General features: G+C 67.1%; 20 protein-coding genes. 4 read left to right on the plus strand and 16 right to left on the minus strand.

From position 1 onward, the window contains the following. Nucleotides 1-42: 42 nt before the first annotated feature. From ACW17U_RS13400 to ACW17U_RS13415, 4 genes are all read right to left on the minus strand, one after another. Complete coding sequence (locus ACW17U_RS13400) at nt 43-768, minus strand: M48 family metallopeptidase (protein ID WP_492055738.1); 726 nt, start codon at nt 766-768, stop codon at nt 43-45. Nucleotides 769-967: 199 nt separating this feature from the next. Then, nucleotides 968-2143 (minus strand): DUF4167 domain-containing protein, encoded by a 1176-nt coding sequence (locus tag ACW17U_RS13405; RefSeq protein WP_492053060.1) that lies wholly within the window; start codon nt 2141-2143, stop codon nt 968-970. Nucleotides 2144-2387: 244 nt separating this feature from the next. Further along, nucleotides 2388-3257, minus strand: coding sequence for a peptide chain release factor N(5)-glutamine methyltransferase (prmC, locus tag ACW17U_RS13410; RefSeq protein ID WP_062144321.1), 870 nt, complete (start codon nt 3255-3257; stop codon nt 2388-2390). Nucleotides 3258-3304: 47 nt separating this feature from the next. Continuing rightward, nucleotides 3305-4066, minus strand: a complete 762-nt coding sequence (locus ACW17U_RS13415) for an MOSC domain-containing protein (RefSeq protein WP_492055739.1) — start codon at nt 4064-4066, stop codon at nt 3305-3307. A gap of 141 nt (nt 4067-4207) precedes the next feature. On the opposite strand from ACW17U_RS13415, the gene ACW17U_RS13420 reads away from it, so the two are divergent. Continuing rightward, complete coding sequence (locus ACW17U_RS13420) at nt 4208-4732, plus strand: GNAT family N-acetyltransferase (protein ID WP_492053062.1); 525 nt, start codon at nt 4208-4210, stop codon at nt 4730-4732. Here the strand turns inward: ACW17U_RS13420 and ACW17U_RS13425 are convergent. From ACW17U_RS13425 to ACW17U_RS13445, 5 genes are all read right to left on the minus strand, one after another. Next, complete coding sequence (locus ACW17U_RS13425; RefSeq protein WP_492053064.1) at nt 4729-5187, minus strand: response regulator; 459 nt, start codon at nt 5185-5187, stop codon at nt 4729-4731. The two genes, ACW17U_RS13420 and ACW17U_RS13425, sit on opposite strands and share 4 nt — an antisense overlap. Nucleotides 5188-5376: 189 nt before the next feature. Then, nucleotides 5377-6042, minus strand: coding sequence for a M23 family metallopeptidase (locus tag ACW17U_RS13430; RefSeq protein ID WP_492053066.1), 666 nt, complete (start codon nt 6040-6042; stop codon nt 5377-5379). 251 nt (nt 6043-6293) lie between these two features. After that, nucleotides 6294-7055, minus strand: coding sequence for a pseudouridine synthase (locus ACW17U_RS13435; RefSeq protein WP_062144310.1), 762 nt, complete (start codon nt 7053-7055; stop codon nt 6294-6296). Then, the gene (prfA, locus tag ACW17U_RS13440) at nt 7055-8125 is read right to left on the minus strand and encodes a peptide chain release factor 1 (RefSeq protein WP_062144307.1); all 1071 of its coding nucleotides are present in this window, start codon (nt 8123-8125) and stop codon (nt 7055-7057) included. The genes ACW17U_RS13435 and prfA overlap by 1 nt, the downstream gene beginning before the upstream one ends. An 81-nt stretch (nt 8126-8206) precedes the next feature. Then, a complete protein-coding gene (locus ACW17U_RS13445) occupies nt 8207-8629 on the minus strand; it encodes a DUF2141 domain-containing protein (RefSeq protein ID WP_492053069.1) in 423 nt (140 codons plus the stop codon). A gap of 201 nt (nt 8630-8830) precedes the next feature. Between ACW17U_RS13445 and ACW17U_RS13450 the strand changes: the two genes are divergently transcribed. Continuing rightward, nucleotides 8831-11047: a putative bifunctional diguanylate cyclase/phosphodiesterase gene (locus tag ACW17U_RS13450; RefSeq protein WP_492053071.1), complete on the plus strand. Its 2217-nt coding sequence runs from the start codon at nt 8831-8833 to the stop codon at nt 11045-11047. 27 nt (nt 11048-11074) lie between these two features. On the opposite strand, the gene ACW17U_RS13455 is transcribed toward ACW17U_RS13450, so the two are convergent. Next, nucleotides 11075-11566: a molybdopterin-dependent oxidoreductase gene (locus ACW17U_RS13455; RefSeq protein ID WP_492053072.1), complete on the minus strand. Its 492-nt coding sequence runs from the start codon at nt 11564-11566 to the stop codon at nt 11075-11077. A 31-nt stretch (nt 11567-11597) separates the two neighbouring features. Continuing rightward, nucleotides 11598-12203: a LysE family translocator gene (locus ACW17U_RS13460; RefSeq protein ID WP_492053074.1), complete on the minus strand. Its 606-nt coding sequence runs from the start codon at nt 12201-12203 to the stop codon at nt 11598-11600. A gap of 94 nt (nt 12204-12297) precedes the next feature. On the opposite strand from ACW17U_RS13460, the gene ACW17U_RS13465 reads away from it, so the two are divergent. Beyond that, nucleotides 12298-13680 (plus strand): aminotransferase-like domain-containing protein, encoded by a 1383-nt coding sequence (locus tag ACW17U_RS13465; RefSeq protein WP_492053076.1) that lies wholly within the window; start codon nt 12298-12300, stop codon nt 13678-13680. Nucleotides 13681-13690: 10 nt separating this feature from the next. Here ACW17U_RS13465 and ispG read toward each other — a convergent pair whose 3' ends face one another. From ispG to ACW17U_RS13490, 5 genes are all read right to left on the minus strand, one after another. Next, a complete protein-coding gene (ispG, locus tag ACW17U_RS13470) occupies nt 13691-14830 on the minus strand; it encodes a flavodoxin-dependent (E)-4-hydroxy-3-methylbut-2-enyl-diphosphate synthase (protein WP_062144293.1) in 1140 nt (379 codons plus the stop codon). Between the two features lie 61 nt (nt 14831-14891). Further along, nucleotides 14892-15914, minus strand: a complete 1023-nt coding sequence (locus tag ACW17U_RS13475; protein WP_492053078.1) for a helix-turn-helix domain-containing protein — start codon at nt 15912-15914, stop codon at nt 14892-14894. Nucleotides 15915-16070: 156 nt separating this feature from the next. Beyond that, nucleotides 16071-18335, minus strand: a complete 2265-nt coding sequence (ptsP, locus tag ACW17U_RS13480) for a phosphoenolpyruvate--protein phosphotransferase (protein WP_062144287.1) — start codon at nt 18333-18335, stop codon at nt 16071-16073. Between the two features lie 235 nt (nt 18336-18570). Next, nucleotides 18571-19092 (minus strand): glycine zipper 2TM domain-containing protein, encoded by a 522-nt coding sequence (locus ACW17U_RS13485; protein ID WP_492053080.1) that lies wholly within the window; start codon nt 19090-19092, stop codon nt 18571-18573. A 118-nt stretch (nt 19093-19210) separates the two neighbouring features. Continuing rightward, a complete protein-coding gene (locus tag ACW17U_RS13490; protein ID WP_492053082.1) occupies nt 19211-20158 on the minus strand; it encodes a DMT family transporter in 948 nt (315 codons plus the stop codon). A 127-nt stretch (nt 20159-20285) separates the two neighbouring features. Between ACW17U_RS13490 and ACW17U_RS13495 the strand changes: the two genes are divergently transcribed. Then, complete coding sequence (locus ACW17U_RS13495; protein WP_492053084.1) at nt 20286-21206, plus strand: CE1 family esterase; 921 nt, start codon at nt 20286-20288, stop codon at nt 21204-21206. Nucleotides 21207-21209 lie beyond the last annotated feature (3 nt).

Here is a 21209-nt window from a genome sequence, read left to right on the forward strand (position 1 = left end):
CCCAAGGGGGATTTAGGTGTGGCCGCATTGCCACACAAGGTGTCACCAGCCCTTGCTGGAAATATAGGCCTCGAGGGCGGCGATGCGTGAAGCATCCGAAGGGTGGGTCGAGGCGATCTCGGGCTTGCCGGATCCGCCGGCCTGGGCCTTCATCTTTCGCCACAGGGTGACGGCTTCGCGGGGCCGATAGCCCGCGCGCTGCATGTAGTCGACACCCAGACGGTCCGCCTCCAGCTCGTGCTTGCGCGAAAACGGCAGCAGGAACAGGTACTGGCTGGCGTCGTCGCCATAGGACTTCAGCCCGCGACCCAGATCGGTCGAGGTTCCGGCCGCCGCACCGGCCATGCTCAGCAGCAGCTTGGAGGTCATGGTCTGGGAGTATCGCTCGGCGGCATGCTGGGCGACCACATGGCCGGCCTCATGGCCGATCACGGCGGCCAGCTGATCGTCGTTCTCGACCAGATCGAGCAGGCCCACGGTTACTCCGACATGGCCACCGGGCAGCACGAAGGCATTGGGGGCCTCGTCGATCAGGACCGCATAGTCCCAGGGCCGGTTGTTCAGTCCGGCGGCGGTCACCACCCGTCCGCCGACAGCCCGGACCCGGGCATTCTTGCGTTCATCCTGGGACAGACGACCGGCGCGCAGGGTCTGGGTCCAGGCCTTTTCCCCCTGGGCGGCCAGGCCGGAGTCCTGAACGATCAGCAGCTGGTCGCGCCCCAGATCGGCATTGTAGGCGCAGCCGGCCAGCGGCGCGGCCAAGATCATGGCGCAAAGGGCGGCAAGGACGGAACGGCGCACGTCGGGGCTCCGGTGAACGACAAACCGAGGCTATTTACACAAAACTGCGCCGGCGGACCCGTGCAATCTGGAGTTCTGTCGGCCCGGGACGGCACCGCTCCATCGGGACATAAAAAAGGAGCCGTTTTCACGGCTCCTTTTGAACTCAGTCGGAAGCGACGGACCCTTAGCCTTCGTCGGACTCAGATGGGGCCGGGGTGCCCTCACCACCGTCAAAGCTGCGCGGTGCCCGGCGACGACGGGGCTTCTTGAGCTCCTCGCCCTCGGCTGCGGCCGGAGCCTCGGCAGGGGCCGTCGATCGGCCGAGGAAGGCCGGCGCATGGCTGACGGCTCCGTCCTGGCCGCGCAGCATCGGCGAGCTCTCGCCGGCTGACTCGGTCAGGGGAGTCGACTGGGGCTCGATCACCGCCATCGGATCGCGATCGCCACGGTCACGGGGCGCGCGTTCACGGCGCGGCGGACGCTCGCGGCGACCCTCGGCCGCCACTTCGGGTGCGGCCTCGGCGGCGACCGCAGGACGGTCTTCGCGCGGACGATCATCCCTGGGCCGATCTTCACGAGGCCGGTCATCCCGGAAACGATCTTCGCGCGGACGGTCATCACGGAAGCGGTCCTCCCTCGGACGGTCATCACGCGGACGATCATCCCTGGGGCGATCATCACGGGGACGGTCGTCGCGGGGCCGATCGTCACGGGGCCTGTCGTCACGAGGGCGATCGTCGCGAGGGCGGTCATCACGGGGCCGGTCATCACGCGGGCGGTCATCCCTGGGGCGATCATCGCGGTCGCGCCAACGGTCACGCCGCCCCTGACCCTGGCCTTGGCCCTGACCCTGATTGTCGTAGCGCGGGCGATCGTCACGGGGACGGTCCTCACGGGGACGGTCGTCGCGCTGGCGGCCCTCAAAGCGGTCGCGCGGACGCTCGTCGCGCTGGCCTTCGCCCTCACCGCCTTCGCTCGACTCGGTGGTCGGCGTCTCGGTGACCTCCGGCTGGTCCTCGGGTTCGGCCTCAAAGTCGATCTCGTAAGCCGAATAGGCGTCCTTGCCGATGATGTCGCTGACGGGGCGATTCGGCTGGATGGCGCGCAGCACCCGGAAATAGTGCTCGGCGTGCTGCAGGTAGTTCTCGGCCAGAACCCGGTCACCGGACGACGAGGCGTCCCGGGCCAGTTGCTGGTATTTCTCATAAACGCTCTGGGCCGCGCCGCGCACCTTGACGCCTTCGGGGCCGTTCGAATCGAACGCCCGGTTGGCATTGTGCTGCTGAGGCTTACCGCCGGAATTGCCGCCGCCGCGATTATTGCGGCCGCGCTGGCGCTTCATGCCCTTGAAATCTCTCATGGTCTTCTTCTGAACCTGTCCGGAAGTCAGTCTGAGCTGAGCATCCGGCCTTGTTGGCCTCTAGACGGGGTCGAACCCCTGGAAGTTCTAGAGACACTGGTTTCCGTAGAGCCCCCGCCCTGGTTCTGGCGCGGCGACCGGCTTTGGACCGTGCGCGCCTGCCGGAGGAGCTTTGCAACCGTCATCGACGACCGCTTTTCCCATCACCCGGCATTTTGGAAGGAGACCCTTTCCGTCTAGCCTCTCACGCGAGGCTTTCCAAGGGATTTTTCACCCCGGTCACGACACGGTCATGGGTCGACAGATCCTTGACCGTCCGGACATTGCTGGCACCCGCCTGCCGGAACAGCGCCTCGACAGCGGCTGACTGGTCGTAGCCGATTTCAACGGCGAACAGGCCGCCGGCCTTCAGCACCCGCAGGATCTCGGGTGCCAGCTCGCGATAGGCGTCCAGCCCGTCCGGACCACCGTCCAGGGCCAGGCGCGGTTCGTGGTCACGGACCTCGGGCTCCAGGGTCTCGATCACGTGGCTGGCGATATAGGGCGGGTTGGAGACCACCAGATCAAAGCTGTCGTCGCCGAGACCGGCCGTCCAGTCACCGCGCAGCAGGGCGGCCCGGTTATTGAGGTCAAGGCTGGCGGCGTTCTCGCGCGCCACGGCCAGGGCCTCATCCGAGACATCGATCCCGAGCCCCTTGGCCGCCGGCCGCTCGGCCAGGACTGCCAGCAGGATGGTGCCCGACCCGACGCCGAGGTCCAGCATGTTGAAGGCCATGGTCTCGGGAAAGGCCTTCAGGACCTCGTCGACGATCACCTCGGTCTCGGGACGCGGCGTCAGGACGTTCTTGTTGACCTGCAGCAGGATCTTCCAGAACCCCTTGCGGCCGATGATGTGGCTGACCGGTTCGCGACGGGCGCGGCGGGTCAGATAGTCATCGAGGGTCGCCCACTGCTCGGCGGTCAGCATGCGGTAGGGATCAGTGACGATCTCGGTGCGGGTGACATCAGCGGCCACCTCCAGCATCAGGCGCGCATCGATGGCGGGCTGATCGATACCGGCGTCCTTCAGACGCTCCTTGGCGGCGGTCCAGGCTTTGACGAGGGTCAGGGTCATGGGCGGCTGAATGCTCCCGAGTGCGAGCGGATGCAAGAGTGCGCGGCTCAGACCAGGACCAGCGCATCCCCCTGCCTGACCCGCCCGCCCTGGGTGACATTCAGATAGAGGCCGCAGTGCATGTGGCCATAGAGGTCGAACAAGGCCTTCACCACCTCGATGTCCTTCTCGGCCGTCGCGGGATCGACGTGGGTCGCCGCGCAACGGACGATGGGCTTGAGCACCTCGGCCGAGGCCTCGCCGAGCTTCAGGGTGCGACCCGTCCAGTCATTCTCGATCCAGGCGGGCCAGCCCTCGACATAGAGATTGGCCCGAAAGCGCAGCGGGTCGACGGGGCGGCCGAGCCGCGCTTCCAGATCGCGCACGCTGGCCAGGTTGACCACCGAGACATAGCCCGAGCGGCTGTCCATGAACCGGTAGGCACCCGGCCCCTCGACCACCCGCAAGGGACCTGACAGGTCCGCCCCGAGCAGGCCGGTCAGCCAGGCCTCCAGTCCCGCGCGGCCTTGCGCCGACCTCAGGTCGCCGGCGAAGTCCGGCCGCCCCTCGGCCTGAACCCGCAGAATGCCCGTCGCCTCATCAAAGGCCGTACGGGCCCGGGCCACGGCCGGAATCTTGGCCAGGACCGCAAACTTCATCTTCGAGATATGCACCGGGGCGGCCGGATCAAAGCCGCTTGGCCCGTCCTCGACCGCAAAGAGCCTGTCGCAGGGAAAACAGGCCCCGGCGACCAGATCGGCACCCTCAAGGCGCTCGGGCGTGAACCCCTTGACGGGATGGCGATAGACGGCGGCGATGCGGGCTTCCATGCTGGCCAGAATCGACCAGTCCGGACGCGAAAACAAGCGCGGCAGGAGGACCATTCCCCGGAGCGTCCTGCCCGCGTTGAACCGGCTTGGAAAACCCCGCCGGTCGTGGCTAGGTCCGCCTCGATTTGACCGGAGCCCTGCATGCTGATCGTCCCCGCCCAGGACCACGACCTTCCCGCCATCGTCGCCCTGGTCAATTCGGCCTATCGCGGCGAGAGCGCAGAGCGCGGCTGGACCAGCGAGTCCCATATTCTCGGCGGACAGCGCACCGACCTGCAAACCCTGAGCGAAGACCTGACCCACAAGCCGGGCTCAACCGTCCTGACACTGCGCGAGGCCCCCGAGGCCGCGCCTTTCGGCTGCGTCTGGGTCGAACCCCTGCCGGGCGATGTCTGGATGATCGGCATGGTCACGGTCGATCCGCAGCGTCAGGCCGGGGGCCTCGGCCGAACCCTGCTGGAGGCGGCTGAAAGCCACGCCCGCGCCAAGGGCGGCAAGACCGGCAAGATGACCGTCATCGAGGGACGCGACAGCCTGATCGCCTGGTATGGCCGACGGGGCTATGCCCCGACCGGCGAGACCGAGCCCTTCCCCTATGGTGACCCGCGCTTTGGCGCGCCTAAGGTCGAAGGCCTGCGATTCCTGGTGCTGAAGAAAGCCCTCTAGGCGGCCGGTGACAGATCGAAGCCGGCATGTTCGAACACCTCCAGCCGCTCCGGTCTCGGCAGGGATGCATCGCCGGCCAGTCGGGCCAGCAGATAGTTCACGGCCAGCACCATGTCGGCGGCGTCATAGGGCTTGGGCAGCGATCCGATCGCCACGGTCTGGGCCGAACGCGCCCGGCTGATCTGTCCGCTGATCAACAGGACGGGGATCCCCAGGGTCTTGAGATTTTCCGCCAGGGCGATGCCGTCATCGCGGCCGGCAAGCTGGATATTGACCAGGGCCAGATCCGGCCGACTGGTCCGCGCGACCTCCAGAGCCTCTGCATGACGATCGGTCAGGTCAAGGACCTCGTAGCCGGCGTCGGCCAGTTCATCGCGAAGGATCATGGCGACCAGGACCTCGTCCTCGACGATCATCAGGGTCTTGCCTGTCCGGCTGCCTGTTCGCTCGGTCATGCCCTTGGTCTTTCCTGCAAGCCGCTCCGACCCTTCCGGGCCTGGACCCGGCGATGGCCGTCGTGACGACGGTATCTAAACCTGCCGCCCTGGCTCGCAGGCCGGCGCATGGGCATAATGGCCAGGGCACGGTGAAGTTCCGCGAGACTTTGGGATTGTGGCCTGCCCCGCCCCGGGCCTCCTGCAGGCCTAGGCCTTGGCGACCAGCTTGGTCACGATCAGCCGGGCGGCATTCACCCGCTCGCCACCGGGCTGCAGGACTTCCAGATGCACGTGGTCGGTAATGCCGGGATAGTGCCGCTGCAGGCTCTCGACGCGGCCGATGGCCTCGCCCAGGCGCACGACCTCTCCGACCTTGACCTCGGGCGACACATAGAAGGCGCGGGCGACATAGCCGAGGGCCGGATTGGTGATCTCGACGAACTGCAGGTCGGGCGAGCCGGCATAGGCCAGGCCGATCTTGGTGACATAGCCCGAGATGGGAGCCCTGACGTCCTGACCGGCGACGGCGACGTAGTCGACGCCCTCATGGCTGCGCGCACCGCCGTCACGGCGGGCACCGAACTGGCCTTCGCCAAACTCGTCATGCCCGCGCGGCATCCCGCCGGTGGGATTGGCGAAGTCGGCCGCGCCGTCGCCGTCAACATCCGTGCCGCTCCAGACCAGTTCCTGCCGCACGGGTTGCTGGGGCCGGGCAGCGATCCCGTCTAGCAGCCGTCGAACCATCGGGGCCGGCCTGTTTCGGGCTGCGTCAGGATGCTCCATGGCCGCGACCACCATGGGCGCAAAGATCGTCGCCAGCCCGATGACGCACCGCATAGCGGGCCTGATGGTCTTTGCGACGGTCAAGTTCATGAAATTGCCTTCAGTGACGTCCGGATCGAATTCCGATTTCGACCGTTGCGACTGTGTATGTTCCGTACATGGCAAAGACATGGCGCACTTCCCGCCGCCTTTTGCCACGTCATGATCGCGGAAAACACCGTAGAGCTTCACTGAAACGAGATGACTTAAGCTCTGCCACAGGTGCAGCATGCTTGTTGATCTAGACCGAAAATTCAAACCAAACCCTGGAACTCAAAAGATGATGTGGCGAACGCTGGCTATCAGCCCGCGATCAGGCCCGCCCGCTCTTCGGCGGTCAGGGGCCGCCAATAGCCCTCGGGCATGTCGCCGAGGGTCAGGGAGCCAACGCGGACGCGGAACAGGTCGACGACCTTCCACTCCAGCAGCTCGCACATCCGGCGAATCTGGCGGTTGCGGCCCTCCTGCAGGATGACGCGCAGGCGCTGGTCGGAGATCACCTCCACATGGGCCGGGCGCAGCTCGCGACCGTCCAGTTCGAGGCCGAAGCGCATCAGCTCCAGCTTCTCTTCGGTGATCTCGCCCATGATGGCGACGCGGTATTCTTTTTCCAGCTCGGACTGCGGGCCGATCACGGCCTTGGCCACCACCCCGTCCTCCGACAGGATCAGCAGACCGCGCGAGTCCATGTCCAGCCGCCCCACCGGGGCCAGGCGGTTGCTGAAATTCGGAATGATCGCCTCGTGTGCCCAGAGCGTCTCGCGCTTCAGCAGACGCACAGCCGGGATCTGGCCGGGATCGGGCTGGGACGAGACGATGCCGACCGGCTTGTGGATCATGATCGTCAGGCTGGAATCCAGCTTGTCGGTCGCACGGTCGGCCAGGACCAGGGTCTGACCGGGCAGGATCTTGCGGCCGACATCCTCGACGGTCTCGCCGTCGATGGAGACCAGGCCATCGGCGATCAGGGCCTCGGCCTCGCGGCGCGAGCAGACCCCGGCCTGGGCCAGCCATTTGTTGACCCGCTGAGGCTCTTCCTCGTCATAGGTCCGGGTGAAGGCCATCAGTTGTAGCCATCTTCGAGGGTGGCCAGACGGGCGGCCTGGTCCTCGGCGATCAGCGGCTTGATCACATCATCCAGGGCCTCGCCCTCCATCACCTTGCCCAGATTGTAGAGGGTCAGGTTGATGCGGTGATCGGTGACCCGGCCCTGCGGGAAGTTGTAGGTGCGGATGCGCTCCGAACGGTCGCCGCTGCCGACCTGGCTCTTGCGGGCATCGGAGCGGGCGGTGTCGAGCGCCTCGCGCTGCATGTCGTAGAGGCGCGCCTTGAGGTTCTTCATCGCCCGGGCGCGGTTCTGGTGCTGGCTCTTTTCCGACGACGTGACCACCACGCCGGTCGGGATGTGGGTGATCCGCACGGCCGAGTCTGTCTTGTTGACGTGCTGGCCGCCGGCCCCCGACGAACGGTAGGTGTCGATCCGGATGTCGGCCTCGTTGATCTCGATCTCGACATCTTCCACTTCGGGCAGCACCGCGACGGTGGCGGCCGAGGTGTGGATGCGGCCTTGGGCTTCGGTTTCCGGAACGCGTTGCACCCGGTGCACGCCGCTCTCGAACTTCAGACGGCCAAAGACGCCGTCGCCGGTGATCGAGGCGATGATTTCCTTATAGCCGCCCATCTCGCCTTCCGAGATGCTGTCGACCTCGACCCGCCAGCCCTGGCTCTGGGCATAGCGCTGGTACATGCGGAACAGGTCGCCGGCGAACAGCGCCGCTTCGTCACCGCCGGTTCCGGCCCGGACTTCCAGAATCGCCGAGGCGTTCTCGTCCTTGTCCTTGGGGGCGAGCATCAGGGCCAGGTCGCGCTCGAGCACGGGCAGCTTCTCATCCAGAGCAGCCATCTCGTCGCGGGCCATCTCGGCCATGTCCGGATCGCCGGCCATCTCTTCCAGGCCCGTGCGCTCAGCGGCCAGCTTGGCCAGGGTCTCAACGGCCTCGGCCACCGGACGCAGTTCGGCGTACTCCTTGGAGAGCTTGACGATCTCGGTCCCGTCGGTAGCGGCGCCCATGCGGGCCTCCACTTCGCGGAAACGGTCGAGAACCTGGTCGAGTCGGGCCTGGGGCAGTCGCAAGGGTGACGTCACGTGCTTTGAGGGGAACGGGCGGTCTCTGTACCCCCCGAGCGGCCTGACGTCACCCCGGCGTGAAAACGACTACTTCGGATACATCATGGTCTGGGTCAGCGAGGCATCGCCATCCAGCGACACCTTGACCTGATCGAAGGTCGGCTTGGACCGCAGATCGCCGGCCTTGTTCATCGTCCAGCCTTCGGCAGGCTTGCCATCGGCACCCATCGTCATGCCCCAGCTCTGGTCGGCATCGTGCAGGACCGAGATCGCATAGTCGCCGGCCGGAACATTGGGCAGGGCCACCTTCAGCTGACCGCTCGACGAACCGTCCAGCACCGCACCGCTGGTCTGGGCCGGCTTCATGAACTGATCGCGGCTCTGGACCGTGACCAGGATTCTGCCGCCCCGGGGCTGGACGCCGTCCAGGGTGAGGTTGACGGTTCCGGCCGAGGCCGTGCCGGCAAAGGCAACAGCGGCGATCAGGGCGGCGGCGGCAAGGCGTTGCATGTCTGTTTCTCCCTCGGCTTGATTGCCGATGAAGTACTTTTATTTGCAAAGTGCATCGAATGGCAAATTACAAAGAGGTCATGTGGCCTCTGCCGCCCCTGCGACAAAATGACCACCGGCCATTAGGTCAAGCTTAGCCAAGTCCCCCCATTGATCGGTGAAACCGGACTCCTGTCCGAGCCGAACCGAGACCTGCACCTGATGACCCGTCTGGAGACCCGCCTATCGACGCCTCTGGTCGCCCTGGGCCTGCTGATGGTTGGTGTTCTGGTCGCCGTACTGCTGCTGATCGCTGCCCGGGTCGACCAGAGCGCCATGCTTCACGACCAGTCGATGGTCGAACGCGGCCTGCTGACCAAGACCCGGGATCTGGAACGGTCGATTGCCCCCCAATCGGTCTGGGACGATGCGGTGGAGAACCTCGGCAACCGCTTCAACCCGTCGTGGGCACGGGAAAATGTCGGGTCCTATCTGCTGGCCCAGTCCAGTTTCGACCTGATTTTCGTCGTCGACAGCGACAATCGCAGCGTGTTCGGTCAAAAGGTCGGCGGCGAACTGAGCCCGGATTTCTTTTCGGCCCATGGCGAAAGCTTCGCTCCGGTCCTGAGCGCCGTCCGCGATCGGGAAGCCCGGATCAAGCGGGTGACCGCACCGAGAGCCGATGGCGGTCTGGTGTCCGCCCCGGTGCAGACGAGCTCCTACGAACTGATCAACGGCGAGGCCTATCTAGTGACCGCCAGCCTGGTGCAGTCAGACTTTGGCCGCGCCACCCTGAAGGCGCGTCGCGCCCCGATCATCATCACCGCCCTGAAACTGGACGCGTCCTTCCTCAAGACCATGTCGAGCCGCTTCCTGCTGGACGGCATCCATCTTCACCCGGGAGCCGCCACACCCAAGGCCCAGGATGCGCGGGTGTCCATTCGCAGCATGACCGGCAGGATCGTGGCGACGATGGACTGGACACCGACCCGTCCAGGTCAGGCCCTGTTGCGCAAGGCCGTCGTGCCCATCCTGCTGGTGGTCGGCTGTCTGGCGGCCGCCGTCGTGATCTTCGCCTCGCGCAGCCGGCGCATCGCCAAGGGCCTGGTCGCCAGCGAGGCGCGGGCCAAGCACATGGCCCATCACGACAGCCTCACCGGCCTGCCCAATCGGAGCCTGTTTGAAGCGCGCCTGAACCAGGCGCTCGCCGGCCTCGACCGCAGGCGCGGAGCCATGGCGGTGCTCGGAATCGATCTGGACCGCTTCAAGGCCGTCAACGACACCCATGGCCACAATGCCGGCGACGAACTGATCCGGCTGATGGCCGACCGGCTGGCAGGCCTGTGCCGCACCAACGAGAGCGTCGCGCGCCTGGGCGGCGATGAATTTGCGCTGATCGTTCCCGAGATCGATCCCGCCGGAGCGGCGGCCCTGGCCGAACGGCTGGTCAAGGCGCTGAGCGAGCCGGCCGATCTCAGTTGCGGTCAGGTCTTTGTCGGCGGGTCGGTCGGCGTCGCCATGATCGACGCCGCCGAGGCCTATATTGGTGCGGAAGAGGCTGCCCGTCGGGCCGATGTCGCCATGTATCGCGCCAAGGAGCAGGGCCGGAACCGCTACTGCTTCTTCGAAATCGAGATGGATGCGGCCCTCAAGGCCCGCCGAGGTCTCGAGGTTGATCTGAGGCGGGCCCTGAGCGACGGCGGCGTCCACCTGGTCTATCAGCCCCAGGTCGACACCACGGGCCAGATGACCGGCGTCGAGGCCCTGGCCCGCTGGGCTCACCCGACGCGGGGCCTGATCTCGCCGGCTACCTTTGTTCCCCTGGCGGAGGACTGCGGCCTGATCGAAGACCTCGGCCGGCTGGTCATGCGCCAGGCGTTCGCCGACAGCCGCCGGTGGCCGGGGATCAAGGTGGCCGTCAACGTCTCGGCCCTGCAGATGCGCCAGGAGGACTTCCCCAGTGAGGTCGCCACGCTGCTGATCGAAACCGGAGCCCATCCGCGCTCGATCGAACTTGAGATCACCGAAGGCGCGCTGCTGGGCGACGATGAAACCACCCACTTGGCCATCGGACGCCTGCGGGCGATGGGCTTCTCACTGGCCCTCGACGATTTCGGCACCGGCTATTCCAGCCTCAGCTATCTGCGCCGCTATCCCATCGACAAGATCAAGATCGACCGCAGCTTCATCACGCCCCTGGGCGAGGATAGCGAGGCCGGCGCCCTGGTCGCCTCGATCGTCGGCCTGGCCAAGGCCCTCAATCTGTCGGTGATCGCCGAAGGGGTCGAGACCGACCAGCAGCGCAGTCAGCTGCGCGACATGGGCTGCACCGATGCGCAGGGCTTCCTGTTCAGCGCGGCGGTCGATCCAGAGGCCGTGGACGCCATCGTCGCCAGAGGCGGGCAGGTCAAGCCGCAAGACCTGACCGCCAAGACCTGATCGCCCGGCCTCGCCTTTGGATCCAGGTCAGAAGGCCGGCCTGACCTCAATGGACACCACACCCCGCGGCGACCGCGACGGGCGCAGGTCGCCATCGACCACCACCCGATAGGGCCCTTCGCGGGCGTCAAGGTCTTGGCCATTGACCGTATCAGCCAGGATCACCGGATTGGCGCGATAGACCGGATCGGTCTCGGCGAGCGACAGGATGCTGCTAAAGCCATCGGCCGCGCGCAGGATGACAATCTGGTTCAGGTAGCGGCCCATCAGGCGCTCACCCGAAATCACGCCCGCCTTCAGCAGGGCGTCGTGCAAGACGGCACCTTCATAGACCACTGGCTGTCCCTTGACCTGGATAGTCGCCCGGCCGCGCGGCAGGGCCTTCACCTCCGCGGGCGTCAGGACGATCGTGTCCCGTCCGGCCACCGTAACCTTGAGATTCCCGCTCGCTTCGGGGGCAGCCGCAGCGGGCAAGGCGATGGCGGCGATGGCGGCCGTGAGGGCGAGGAGGATGCGCATCCTCGCAGGGTGGCGCCCCTGCCCCGGCCTGTCACGCCTGGAACTTGCCCAGCAAGGGATAGAGCGAGGCCACGAGCAAGACGGCCATGCTGACATTGAAAGTCCGCAGAATGGCCGGCCGGTCGAGAAATCGCCTGAGCCCCTGGCCGAAACCGGCCCAGGCGGCGCTGCACGGCGCGCCGACCAGCATGAAGGTTCCGGCCAGGATCAACACCGTCAGGCGGCCGCCGCCTTCCGGCATGTAGGTGGTGGCGGCACCAAGAGCCATGGCCCAGGCCTTGGGATTGAGCCACTGAAAGCCGGCAGCCTGCAGGAAGGTCATCGGCTCGCCACCGGCCGATCGGTCATTGAACCCCGTTGCCGTGGCGATCTTCCAGGCCAGCCACAGCATGTAGGCGGCCCCGACCCATTTCAGGATCTCGTGCAGGACCGGATAGGCCCTGAACACACCGGACAGGCCCCAGCCCATGGCAACCACCATCAGCCCCAGCCCTGCGCTGATCCCGAGGATGTGCAGGATCGTCCGCCGGAAGCCGAAATTCGCCCCCGAGGCCAGCAACATCATGTTGTTGGGGCCGGGGGTTCCTGCCGTGGCGAAGGCGAACAGGACAAAGGCAAGCAGCAGGTCGTGGGTCATGTGACGCTCCAGACGGGAGAATGTCACAGGGATGTTCAAGATTGATCCATGAGTCAAAAGGAGTATTGTCTCTGGAACAATATAGAGATTTCGGATGACGATCTGGACCCCGACCCTGCCGCCCGGCGACGCCCCGATCTATGAGCGGTTGCTGGACGCCCTGCGCGCCGACATCACCGCCGGTGCCCTGGCGGCCGGAACGCGCCTGCCGCCGCAAAGGGACCTGGCCCACCGGCTGGGCCTGGGACTGGGCACCGTCACCCGCGCCTATGTCGAGGCCGAGAAGGCGGGGCTGGTTGAGGCCCATGTGGGCCGGGGCAGCTTCGTCCGCGGCGCTGCCACCCGGGCCATGGCGGAACGCGCCGAGAGCGGCCCGATCAACCTGGCCCATAACATCGCGCCGCGTGGACCCGCCCGGGCCAGACTGGCTGAGTCCATGACCCGCCTGCGTCGGCGCTCCGACCTGGCCGATCACCTCGACTATGCCCCCTCCGCCGGCCACGAGGCCCAGAGGCGAAGCGGCGCGGCGTGGCTGGCGCGCAGCGGCGGGGTGGTCGGGGCGGACTGGACCCGACTGGTCTGCACCGCCGGAGCGCAGCAGGGCCTGGCCCTGGCCTTCGGCGCTGTGGCGCGGTGGGGCGACAGCGTCCTTTGCGAAGCCTCGACCTTCTATGGCGTCAAGGCCCTGGCCGAACACATGGGCTATGGCCTCCGGGGCCTGGCCATGGATGCCGAGGGCTTGCGCCCGGACGCCCTGGCCGAGGCCGCCGCGACCGGCGACTTCAAGGTCGTGATGATCCAGCCCACCCTGCAGAACCCGACCGGCCGGATCATGAGCGAGGACCGCCGCAACCAGATCGTCGCCGTGGCCCGGCGGCACGACCTCTGGATCATCGAGGACGACATCTACGCCGTCTATGCGCCGGACGCGCCACCGCCCTTTGCGGTCCTGGCACCGGAGCGGACCTTTCATGTCTCGGGCGTCTCGAAGTCCCTGGCCCCGGGCCTGCGCACAGGCTTCCTGATCGTGCCCCAGGCCGATCTGCAGGACAGGGTCCTGCGCACCGTCCGCGCCCTGACCTATGCGCCGCCCAGCCTTGGTGGCCTGATTGCAACCCAGTGGATCGAGGATGGCACAGCCGACGCCATCGTCAGCGAAGTCCGCGCAGACATGACCGCCCGACTGGCCCTGGCGCGGGAGATCCTGGGGCCAGCCGTCGAGGCCCCGATGTCAGACAGCGCGCCGCATGTCTGGTTGCCGATGTCGGATCTGGAGGCTGAACGGCTGGCAGGCCGGGCCCTGCGCCGGGGCGTCGAGGTCACCCCGCCGGCCGCGCCGGTCGTCGCTGCAGGACTGACCACCGGGGTACGGCTGTGCCTGGGGGCTGCAGCCGACCTGGAGACCCTCGAACAGGGCCTGCGGATCGTCTCGGCGGCCGTGACGGACGTCAATGAGCGACTGCGGGCGGTGATCTGAGCCTGACGGCCTATTCGGCCGCGATCGAGCCGGTTGCCTCTGCCGCTTTCAGCTCGGCCGCGCGCTTCTCGACCAGCTCGACAATGTGCTCGATCATGCCGTCATTGGACTGCTTGTGATCGGGCTTGCCGGCCATATAGACCATGCCCGAACCGGCACCGCCGCCGGTGAAGCCGAGGTCGGTCATCAGGGCCTCGCCCGGTCCATTGACCACGCAGCCGATGATCGACAGCGACATCGGCTGGCTGATGTGGGCCAGACGCTCCTCCAGGGCTTCAACCGTCTTGATGACATTGAAGCCCTGCCGGGCGCAGGACGGGCAGGCGATGATGTTGACACCGCGGTGGCGCAGACCCAGCGACTTGAGAATATCGAAGCCGACCTTGATCTCTTCGACCGGATCCGCTGCGAGGCTGACCCGGATGGTGTCGCCAATGCCGGCCCACAGCATTGCGCCGATGCCGATGGAGGACTTCACCGTGCCGGTGCGCAGGGCGCCGGCCTCGGTAACGCCCAGGTGCAGCGGGCAATCAATGCGCTCGGCCAGCTGATAATAGGCCGCCACCGTCATGAACGGGTCGGACGCCTTTACGCTGATCTTGAACTCGTGGAAGTCGTGATCCTGCAGGATGCGGGCATGGTTGAGGGCGCTCTCGACCATGGCGTCCGGGCACGGCTCGCCGTACTTTTCCAGCAGCTCCCGCTCCAGCGAGCCGGCATTGACGCCGATCCGCATCGAACAGCCATGGTCGCGGGCCGCCTGGATGACGTCCCGCACGCGGTCGGGGCTGCCGATGTTGCCCGGATTGATCCTCAGACAGGCCGCGCCGGCCTGGGCTGCCTCAATGCCGCGCTTGTAGTGAAAATGGATGTCGGCCACGAGCGGCACCCGGCTCTCCCGGGCGATGGTCTTGAAGGCCGCGGTCGAGTCTGTGTCCGGGCACGAGACCCGCACGATATCGGCCCCGGCTTCTTCCAGCTGACGGATCTGCTCCAGCGTCGCCGCAGCGTCGCTGGTCAGGGTATTGGTCATCGACTGGACGGTGATGGGCGCATCGCCGCCCACCTCGACGGAGCCAACGCGAATCTTGCGCGACTTGCGACGCTCGATCGAGCGCCAGGGACGAAGGTGAGTGTGGTCAGCGGCCATGGCGACAATCTAGGGCTTTTGAACGCGGAACCCAAGGCCGTCCTGGAGGCTTAACGCCGGATCAGGCCGCCGGCTTGCCCAGCTTGCTCAGCCAGGTCTGCTTGGCGGTCAGCCGCCCCGTCAGCACACCGCCCGAATAGACATCGAAATTGGCGGGATCGGAGACATCGGCCGTCAAACCGGCCGTGCGGGGCGCACGGAAGGCCTCACCGGCATTGAGCTGACGGGCAAAATAGACCGAACCATCCGCGCCGCGCACCACCAAGGTGGCGGCCTTGCGGGCCAGCAGGATCACGCCCGAACTGTCAGCTTCATTTGCACCGTGGACCACGCCACGCGGCTTGAAGCTTGAGCCCAGGGCAGCGACATGGGCCAGATCGATCTCGCCCTCGCCCGCCGCCAGGGCCGTGGCACGGGCCTTTGACGCGGCATTGGCCGCGTCGGCCGAACCGCCATTGGCGGCCGCGTCGTCGAGACCCGGCGTCTTGTAGGGCTCGGGGGTGGTGGACTCGACCGGGGCCGGCAGGGGCGCGCCCAGGGCCACGGCCGAACCGGCCGGTGCCGAGGCCGGACGAACGGCCGTCGTCTCGGCGGCGACCTGGGCGGTCGGCGCGTCCTTGGACATGGCCCGTTGAGCGACGTTCCACAGCAGGATGGCACCGACCATCAGCAGACCGGCGATCAGCACCAGGGCCAGGCGCGGATCGCCTTCGTGGCGCACGCCGACCGGGGCCCGTAGCTCGCCGCCATCGTCGGGCACATCGCTTTTGAATCGTAGAACGGCGGCTTCGCCGTCCAGGCCGAGCAATTGGGCATAGGCCCGGACATAGCCGATGGTGAAAGGCCGCGACGGCAGGTCTTCCAGCCGCAGGTCCTCGAGGGCGTCGATATAGCTCAGGCGAATACGGGTGGCGTCCGCCACGTCCTGGGTGGTCAGTCCGCGGAAGGTCCGGGCGGCGCGGAGCGCGATGCCGATATCGACACCCTCATCAACCGACGGCTGCCCGACGGCGGCGAAGCCCTCGTCGGACTCAGCGTCGGAAACCAGATGCAAGTGCCTTACACTGCCCGTATCCAGCGCCATTGCGGCAATATCACCCCAAAATTCGCGCGGCGCGAGAGCGCCGTGCCCCACCCGACTTCGCTTCAAACGAAGTTCTTAACAGTTCTTTGTGGATATCAAACTAAGTTATCGGATTCAATACACTAAACGTGCAAGCATGGTTAACGGGCCTTTGGCTCAGACGGCGACATAAAGCTTGCGGGCGAGGGTTTCGATCTCTCCCCGAAGCGACCCCGCCGAGGTCTTGAGCAGGGCCTCGACATTGCGCCGCGCGGCCTCGCGATCGCACGACAGAACCATCTGCTTGACCGGTCCGATCCCGGCCGGCGGCATCGACAGTCGATCAAAGCCCAGGGCCACCAGGGCGAAGGCCTCCAGCGGCCGGCCCGCCATCTCTCCGCAGACCGAAACCGGCGTCCCGGTATCCTCGCAGGCCTGCTGGATGGTCTTCAGGGCCCGCAGGGCCGCCGGCGACAGCGGGTCGTACCGATCGGCCATGCGCGGATTGCCACGGTCGGCGGCGAACAGATACTGCATCAGGTCATTGGTGCCGACCGAGACGAAATCGGTCATCGGCAGCAGGGCGTCCAGATGCCAGAGCAGGGACGGTGCCTCGATCATCGCCCCGACATCGAGGCGGGCCGGAGCCGGCCGACCGCGCTTCAGGGCCCAGGCCACTTCCTGGTCGACATAGGCCCGGGCGGCGCGGAACTCGTCCACATTGGCCACCAGCGGGAACATGATGCGCAGGGCCCGACCATGGGCCGCCTTGATCAGGGCCCGGATCTGCATGCGCAGCAGGGCCGGACGGTCCAGCCCCATGCGGATGGCGCGCCAGCCCAGGGCCGGATTGTCCTCGCGCTCCATCTCCATGTAGGGCAGCAGCTTGTCACCGCCCAGGTCGAGGGTCCGGAAGGTCACCGGCATGCCGTTGGCGGCCTCGAGCACCTTCTCATAGAGTGCGGTCTGGGCTTCCAGCCGGGGCATTTCCTCGGCGACCATGAACTGGAATTCGGTGCGGAACAGGCCGATGCCTTCGGCCCCGGTCTCGCCCAGAATGTCCAGATCCACCGCCAGTCCGGCGTTCATCAGCAGGGTGACCTTGGCACCGTCCTTGGTGAACGCGGGCGTGTCGCGCAGGCGGGCGAACTCGGCCTTGCGCTGGGCGCGGACCTCCATCCGGGCCCGCAGGGCCTTGACCACATCGGGACGCGGCCGCAGCCAGGCCTCGGCGGTTTCAGCGTCGACCACCACGGGGTCGCCTTCGCTGACCCGGTCGCGCAGGCCGGCCAGGCGACCGACGCAGGGAATGTCCAGGGCACGGGCCACGATACCGGCATGGCTGGCCGCCGACCCCTCCTCGAGCAGGATACCCTTCAGCTTGGTGCGATCATATTCCAGCAGGTCGGCAGGGCCGAGATTGCGGGCGATCAGGATGGCGTCGTCCGGCAACTGACGCACGGCATGGACATCCCCCGACAGGTGTCGCAGCAGCCGGTCATTGAGGTCTTCCAGATCGTGCAGGCGCTCGCGCAGATAGGGGTCGCGGGCCTGGCCCAGCCGGGCGCGGTGCTCGGAGCGCACGCGCTCGACGGCGGCTTCGGCGGTCAGGCCCGAACGCACGGCCTCTTCGAGGCCCCGGTTCCAGCCGCGGTCATGGGCAAACAGCCTGTAGGTGTCGAGCACCTCATAGGAGGCACCGACCAGCCCGCCCTGGCCTTCCAGCATCTCGTCGATCTGGCTTTGCAGGGCCGTGACCGCCGTCTTCAGGCGGATCTCCTCGGCGGCCGAGTCCTCCGACAGCAGCTGCTCGGGAGCCACCGGCTGCTCGTGCAGCACCGCCACCCCATAGGCCAGGCCCTCGGCGAAGCGTGCGCCCTTCAGCCGCTCGGGCTTGTGGGGCGCAATCTCGACGTCCTTGAGTTCGTCCATGCCCAGCAGTTCGCTGGACGACACCATCTCGGCCAGGACCATGGCGATGATCTGGAGGTCCTCGACCTCCTCGTCGCCATAGGTGCGCTCGGTGCGGTTCTGGACGACCAGCACGCCGATCGCCCGCCCGCCGCGCAGCAGGGGTACGGCCATGAAGGCATGGTAGGGATCTTCGCCGGTTTCAGGCCGGTAGGCGAAGGCCGGATGGTTGGGGGCGTCCGACAGGTTCAGCGGCCGGCCAATGCGCATGGTCTCGCCGACCAGGCCCTCGCCGGGCTTCAGCCGGGTGACGTGGACGGCTTCGGGGGCCAGGCCTTCGGTGGCGAACAGTTCCAGATCGCCGGAGGCGCGGCGCAGATAGATCGAGCAGACCTCGGCGACCATCGAGATGGCGATGGTGCGCACCACCATGTCGAGCTTGCCCTGGGCGGGGCCTGCCCCGGCCATGGCCTCGCGAATCTGCCTCAGCAGACTGCGTGGTCCCCGAACGGCGATGCCGGTTGCCGCCATGCGCTCTCCCTCTGTCCGGAGCGGTCTAACCCGACTGAAAGCGCGATGGGTTAAAATGCCGCTGCGAACTTCTGCGGGCTATAGCAGATTTCACGCGCCTGACAGCGGCCACGGCGACCTTGGGGCAAGATTGTCCTCAGAGAGGCCTAAAAAAGCGCCGCCCTCCGGCCTGGAGAGCGGCGCCAGTCCTCGCCGTCAGGGTCAGGATCAGGGCCTGACGGCGGTCGACGGGGGCCTAGCGGCGGTCGTCGTAGGCGTAGCGGCTGTCGTAGCGAGCGTCGTAACGATCTCCCCGACCATAACGGTTGTCACGGCTGTCACGGGTGTCACGGGTGTCACGGGCGTAGCGCTGGTCGCGGCTCTGATAGCCCTGCTGGCCATAGGTCTGCTGGCCATAGGACTGTCCATAAGACTGGCCGTAGGATTGGCCGTAGGACTGGCCATAGCCTTGCTGCCCGTAACCGTGCTGCCCATAGCCTTGCTGGTAACCGTTATAGGCAGGGCGGGTGCGATAGCCGCTGCTGTAGCGGCGGTCGTCCTTGTCCTTGGCCGTTGAGGCACCGATGGCGGCACCGGCGACGGCACCGATCGCGATCGCGCCCTTGTCGCCGTCGCCCAGGGCCGCGCCGGCCAGGCCGCCGATCACGGCACCGATGACGGCCTTCTTGGTCTTTTCACCGGCAAAGGCACCCGAGGCAGGCACGACGAGGGCGGCCGTGACGGCACCGGCGACGAGGATCCTGGAAATGGTCTTCATGGCGGTTCTCCATTCGAGAAGCGTCGCCAGGTCCGAAAGCTTTCCGGTGCGGCGCTGTTGGGACCTTTGTCGCAAACAGCGCTTGAACCCGATCTGAACGGTACTGTTCAGGTGGCAGTCATGTTGCCGGCTCGACCGGAACCCCCGGCCGGTGCAGCGACACCGACCACAGCACGCCCGCGAGCATCAGGGCGATGGCAGCGCTCTCCAGCGGACGCGGCCAGCGGCCCTCATGCAGGAAACCATAGAGCAGGGCGAACAGGGTCTCGAACACGATCAGCTGGCCCGAAAGGCTGAGCGGAAGCAGGCGGCTGGCGGCGTTCCACAGGCCGTTGCCGATCACCGAGGCCCCCAGGGCCACGGCCAGGCTGACGCCCCAGAAGAGGGTCCAGGCGCTGGAGACATGCCCCGCCCCGCCGAGTAGGAAGGCCGGGACGACAAGCACCAGCGACAGCGCGCCGGTGACCACTCCGGTCAGCAGGGACCACTCATGGCTGCTGAAGCTCGGCGTGACCGCCAGCCGCCGGGCGTTCCAGACGGCGTAGAGCGTCCAGCAGGCCAGGGCCAGCACGGCGCCCAGCACGCCCAGAACCAGATGCGGCGCGGGCGCGCCCTCTCCGCTCCTGAACACGTCGACATTGATACAGACCACCCCCGCCGCCAGCAGGGCCAGTGGCGCGGCCAGACGCCGGATCGGTACGCCCTCGCCCGGCTTTGCGCCCACCAGTGTCACGGTCACCGGCAATAGCCCGATGATCAGCGAGGCCGCCGCCACCCCGGCGTTCTGCACCGCCACGGCCAGGCCGACATAGTAGATCAGGTTGCCCAGCAGGCTCAGCAGGGCCAGATCCCGCCAGTCGCGGGCCGTCATCCGTCCGAACACCGCCAGGGCCGTGGGGGCAAGCAGCACCAGCGAGGCCAGGCCATAGGCCAGATACCGCCCGGCGGTCATCTGCAGCGGCGTGAAGTCGGCCAGCAGCAACGGCGCCAGAAACACCCCGCCCCAGAAGGCGCCGGCGATCAGGCCGCACAGCAGGCCCAGGGTGAGGCGGCGGGGCTCGGTCATGGGGGCGAATTAGCAGGCACGACACGGCTTGGCTTGGCCAAAGCGCGCGACGGTGCCCCTGCCGATCCGTCGATTTACTCACGTGATCGACCCGCTAAGCTCGCCCGCAGGATACCGGGGGATCATCATGTCTGAGTTTGCCTTGGCGCGATGGCTACTCCGGTTGGGTGCGCCCCTGCTTCTGCTGGGCTGGAGCGTCCCGGTCCAGGCCGCCTGCGCCGTCGGCGCGCCGGACGCCACCGCGCAGATTGATATCGGCCCGACAGGTCGCCTGCTGCTGCTGCGCCGCCCTGCGACCCTGGACCCCGACACACCCGCCCCGTTGCTGATCCTGCTGCACGGTAGCGGCGGGACCGGAGCCCACATCCTCAAGACCTCGAAGCTGGAGGCGACCGCCGATCGCGCGGGCTTCATTCTGGTCGCGCCCGACGCGGGCATTCCGGCGGGCAAGGGCTTCGTCTGGAACATCCCCGGCGTGCCCACCACAGCGGGCAGGATCCCGGACGCGAACGACCCCGACGACGTCGCCTATCTGGCCGGGGTGGTCGACAGTCTGGTGGCCGAGGGCTGCGTTGACCGTGCCCGGGTCTATATCACCGGCCTGTCGGGCGGCGGCCGCATGGCATCCTGGCTGGGCTGCGTGGAGTCTGGCCGCTATGCCGCCATCGCCCCGGTGGTCGGTCTGAGGGCCGGCAATCCCCGGGCGGACAATCCGCAGGAGCCTGATCCGGCCACCTGCACACCCGCCCTGCCCGTTCCGGTCATCGCCTTCGCCGGCGACAACGACGCGACCAATCCCACCCAGGGCGGCGGGGCGGGCTACTGGCAATATACGATGCATGCCGCCGAGCAGCGCTGGGCCGCCCTCAATGGCTGCCAGACCGCCCCGACCACCGCCTGGATGACCCCCGGCATCTATGAGGAACGCTATTCAGGCTGCCGCGGCGAGGCCGATGTGGTGGGCCGCATGACGGTCGGCGGCACCCATGTCTGGCTGGCCGACAATGACGCCCTCTGGGCCTTCGTGTCGCGGTACCGGCGGGACTAGATC

It is taken from the genome of Caulobacter sp. AVps16, from assembly GCF_058681455.1.

Coding starts and splice junctions, on each gene's coding strand:
- ACW17U_RS13400 (WP_492055738.1), bottom strand. CDS start 768: ATGATCTTGGCCGCGCCGCTGGCCGGCTGCGCCTACAATGCCGATCTG.
- ACW17U_RS13405 (WP_492053060.1), bottom strand. CDS start 2,143: ATGAGAGATTTCAAGGGCATGAAGCGCCAGCGCGGCCGCAATAATCGC.
- prmC (WP_062144321.1), bottom strand. CDS start 3,257: ATGACCCTGACCCTCGTCAAAGCCTGGACCGCCGCCAAGGAGCGTCTG.
- ACW17U_RS13415 (WP_492055739.1), bottom strand. CDS start 4,066: ATGGAAGCCCGCATCGCCGCCGTCTATCGCCATCCCGTCAAGGGGTTC.
- ACW17U_RS13420 (WP_492053062.1), top strand. CDS start 4,208: ATGCTGATCGTCCCCGCCCAGGACCACGACCTTCCCGCCATCGTCGCC.
- ACW17U_RS13425 (WP_492053064.1), bottom strand. CDS start 5,187: ATGACCGAGCGAACAGGCAGCCGGACAGGCAAGACCCTGATGATCGTC.
- ACW17U_RS13430 (WP_492053066.1), bottom strand. CDS start 6,042: ATGAACTTGACCGTCGCAAAGACCATCAGGCCCGCTATGCGGTGCGTC.
- ACW17U_RS13435 (WP_062144310.1), bottom strand. CDS start 7,055: ATGGCCTTCACCCGGACCTATGACGAGGAAGAGCCTCAGCGGGTCAAC.
- ACW17U_RS13445 (WP_492053069.1), bottom strand. CDS start 8,629: ATGCAACGCCTTGCCGCCGCCGCCCTGATCGCCGCTGTTGCCTTTGCC.
- ACW17U_RS13450 (WP_492053071.1), top strand. CDS start 8,831: ATGACCCGTCTGGAGACCCGCCTATCGACGCCTCTGGTCGCCCTGGGC.
- ACW17U_RS13455 (WP_492053072.1), bottom strand. CDS start 11,566: ATGCGCATCCTCCTCGCCCTCACGGCCGCCATCGCCGCCATCGCCTTG.
- ACW17U_RS13460 (WP_492053074.1), bottom strand. CDS start 12,203: ATGACCCACGACCTGCTGCTTGCCTTTGTCCTGTTCGCCTTCGCCACG.
- ACW17U_RS13465 (WP_492053076.1), top strand. CDS start 12,298: ATGACGATCTGGACCCCGACCCTGCCGCCCGGCGACGCCCCGATCTAT.
- ispG (WP_062144293.1), bottom strand. CDS start 14,830: ATGGCCGCTGACCACACTCACCTTCGTCCCTGGCGCTCGATCGAGCGT.
- ACW17U_RS13475 (WP_492053078.1), bottom strand. CDS start 15,914: ATGGCGCTGGATACGGGCAGTGTAAGGCACTTGCATCTGGTTTCCGAC.
- ptsP (WP_062144287.1), bottom strand. CDS start 18,335: ATGGCGGCAACCGGCATCGCCGTTCGGGGACCACGCAGTCTGCTGAGG.
- ACW17U_RS13485 (WP_492053080.1), bottom strand. CDS start 19,092: ATGAAGACCATTTCCAGGATCCTCGTCGCCGGTGCCGTCACGGCCGCC.
- ACW17U_RS13490 (WP_492053082.1), bottom strand. CDS start 20,158: ATGACCGAGCCCCGCCGCCTCACCCTGGGCCTGCTGTGCGGCCTGATC.
- ACW17U_RS13495 (WP_492053084.1), top strand. CDS start 20,286: ATGTCTGAGTTTGCCTTGGCGCGATGGCTACTCCGGTTGGGTGCGCCC.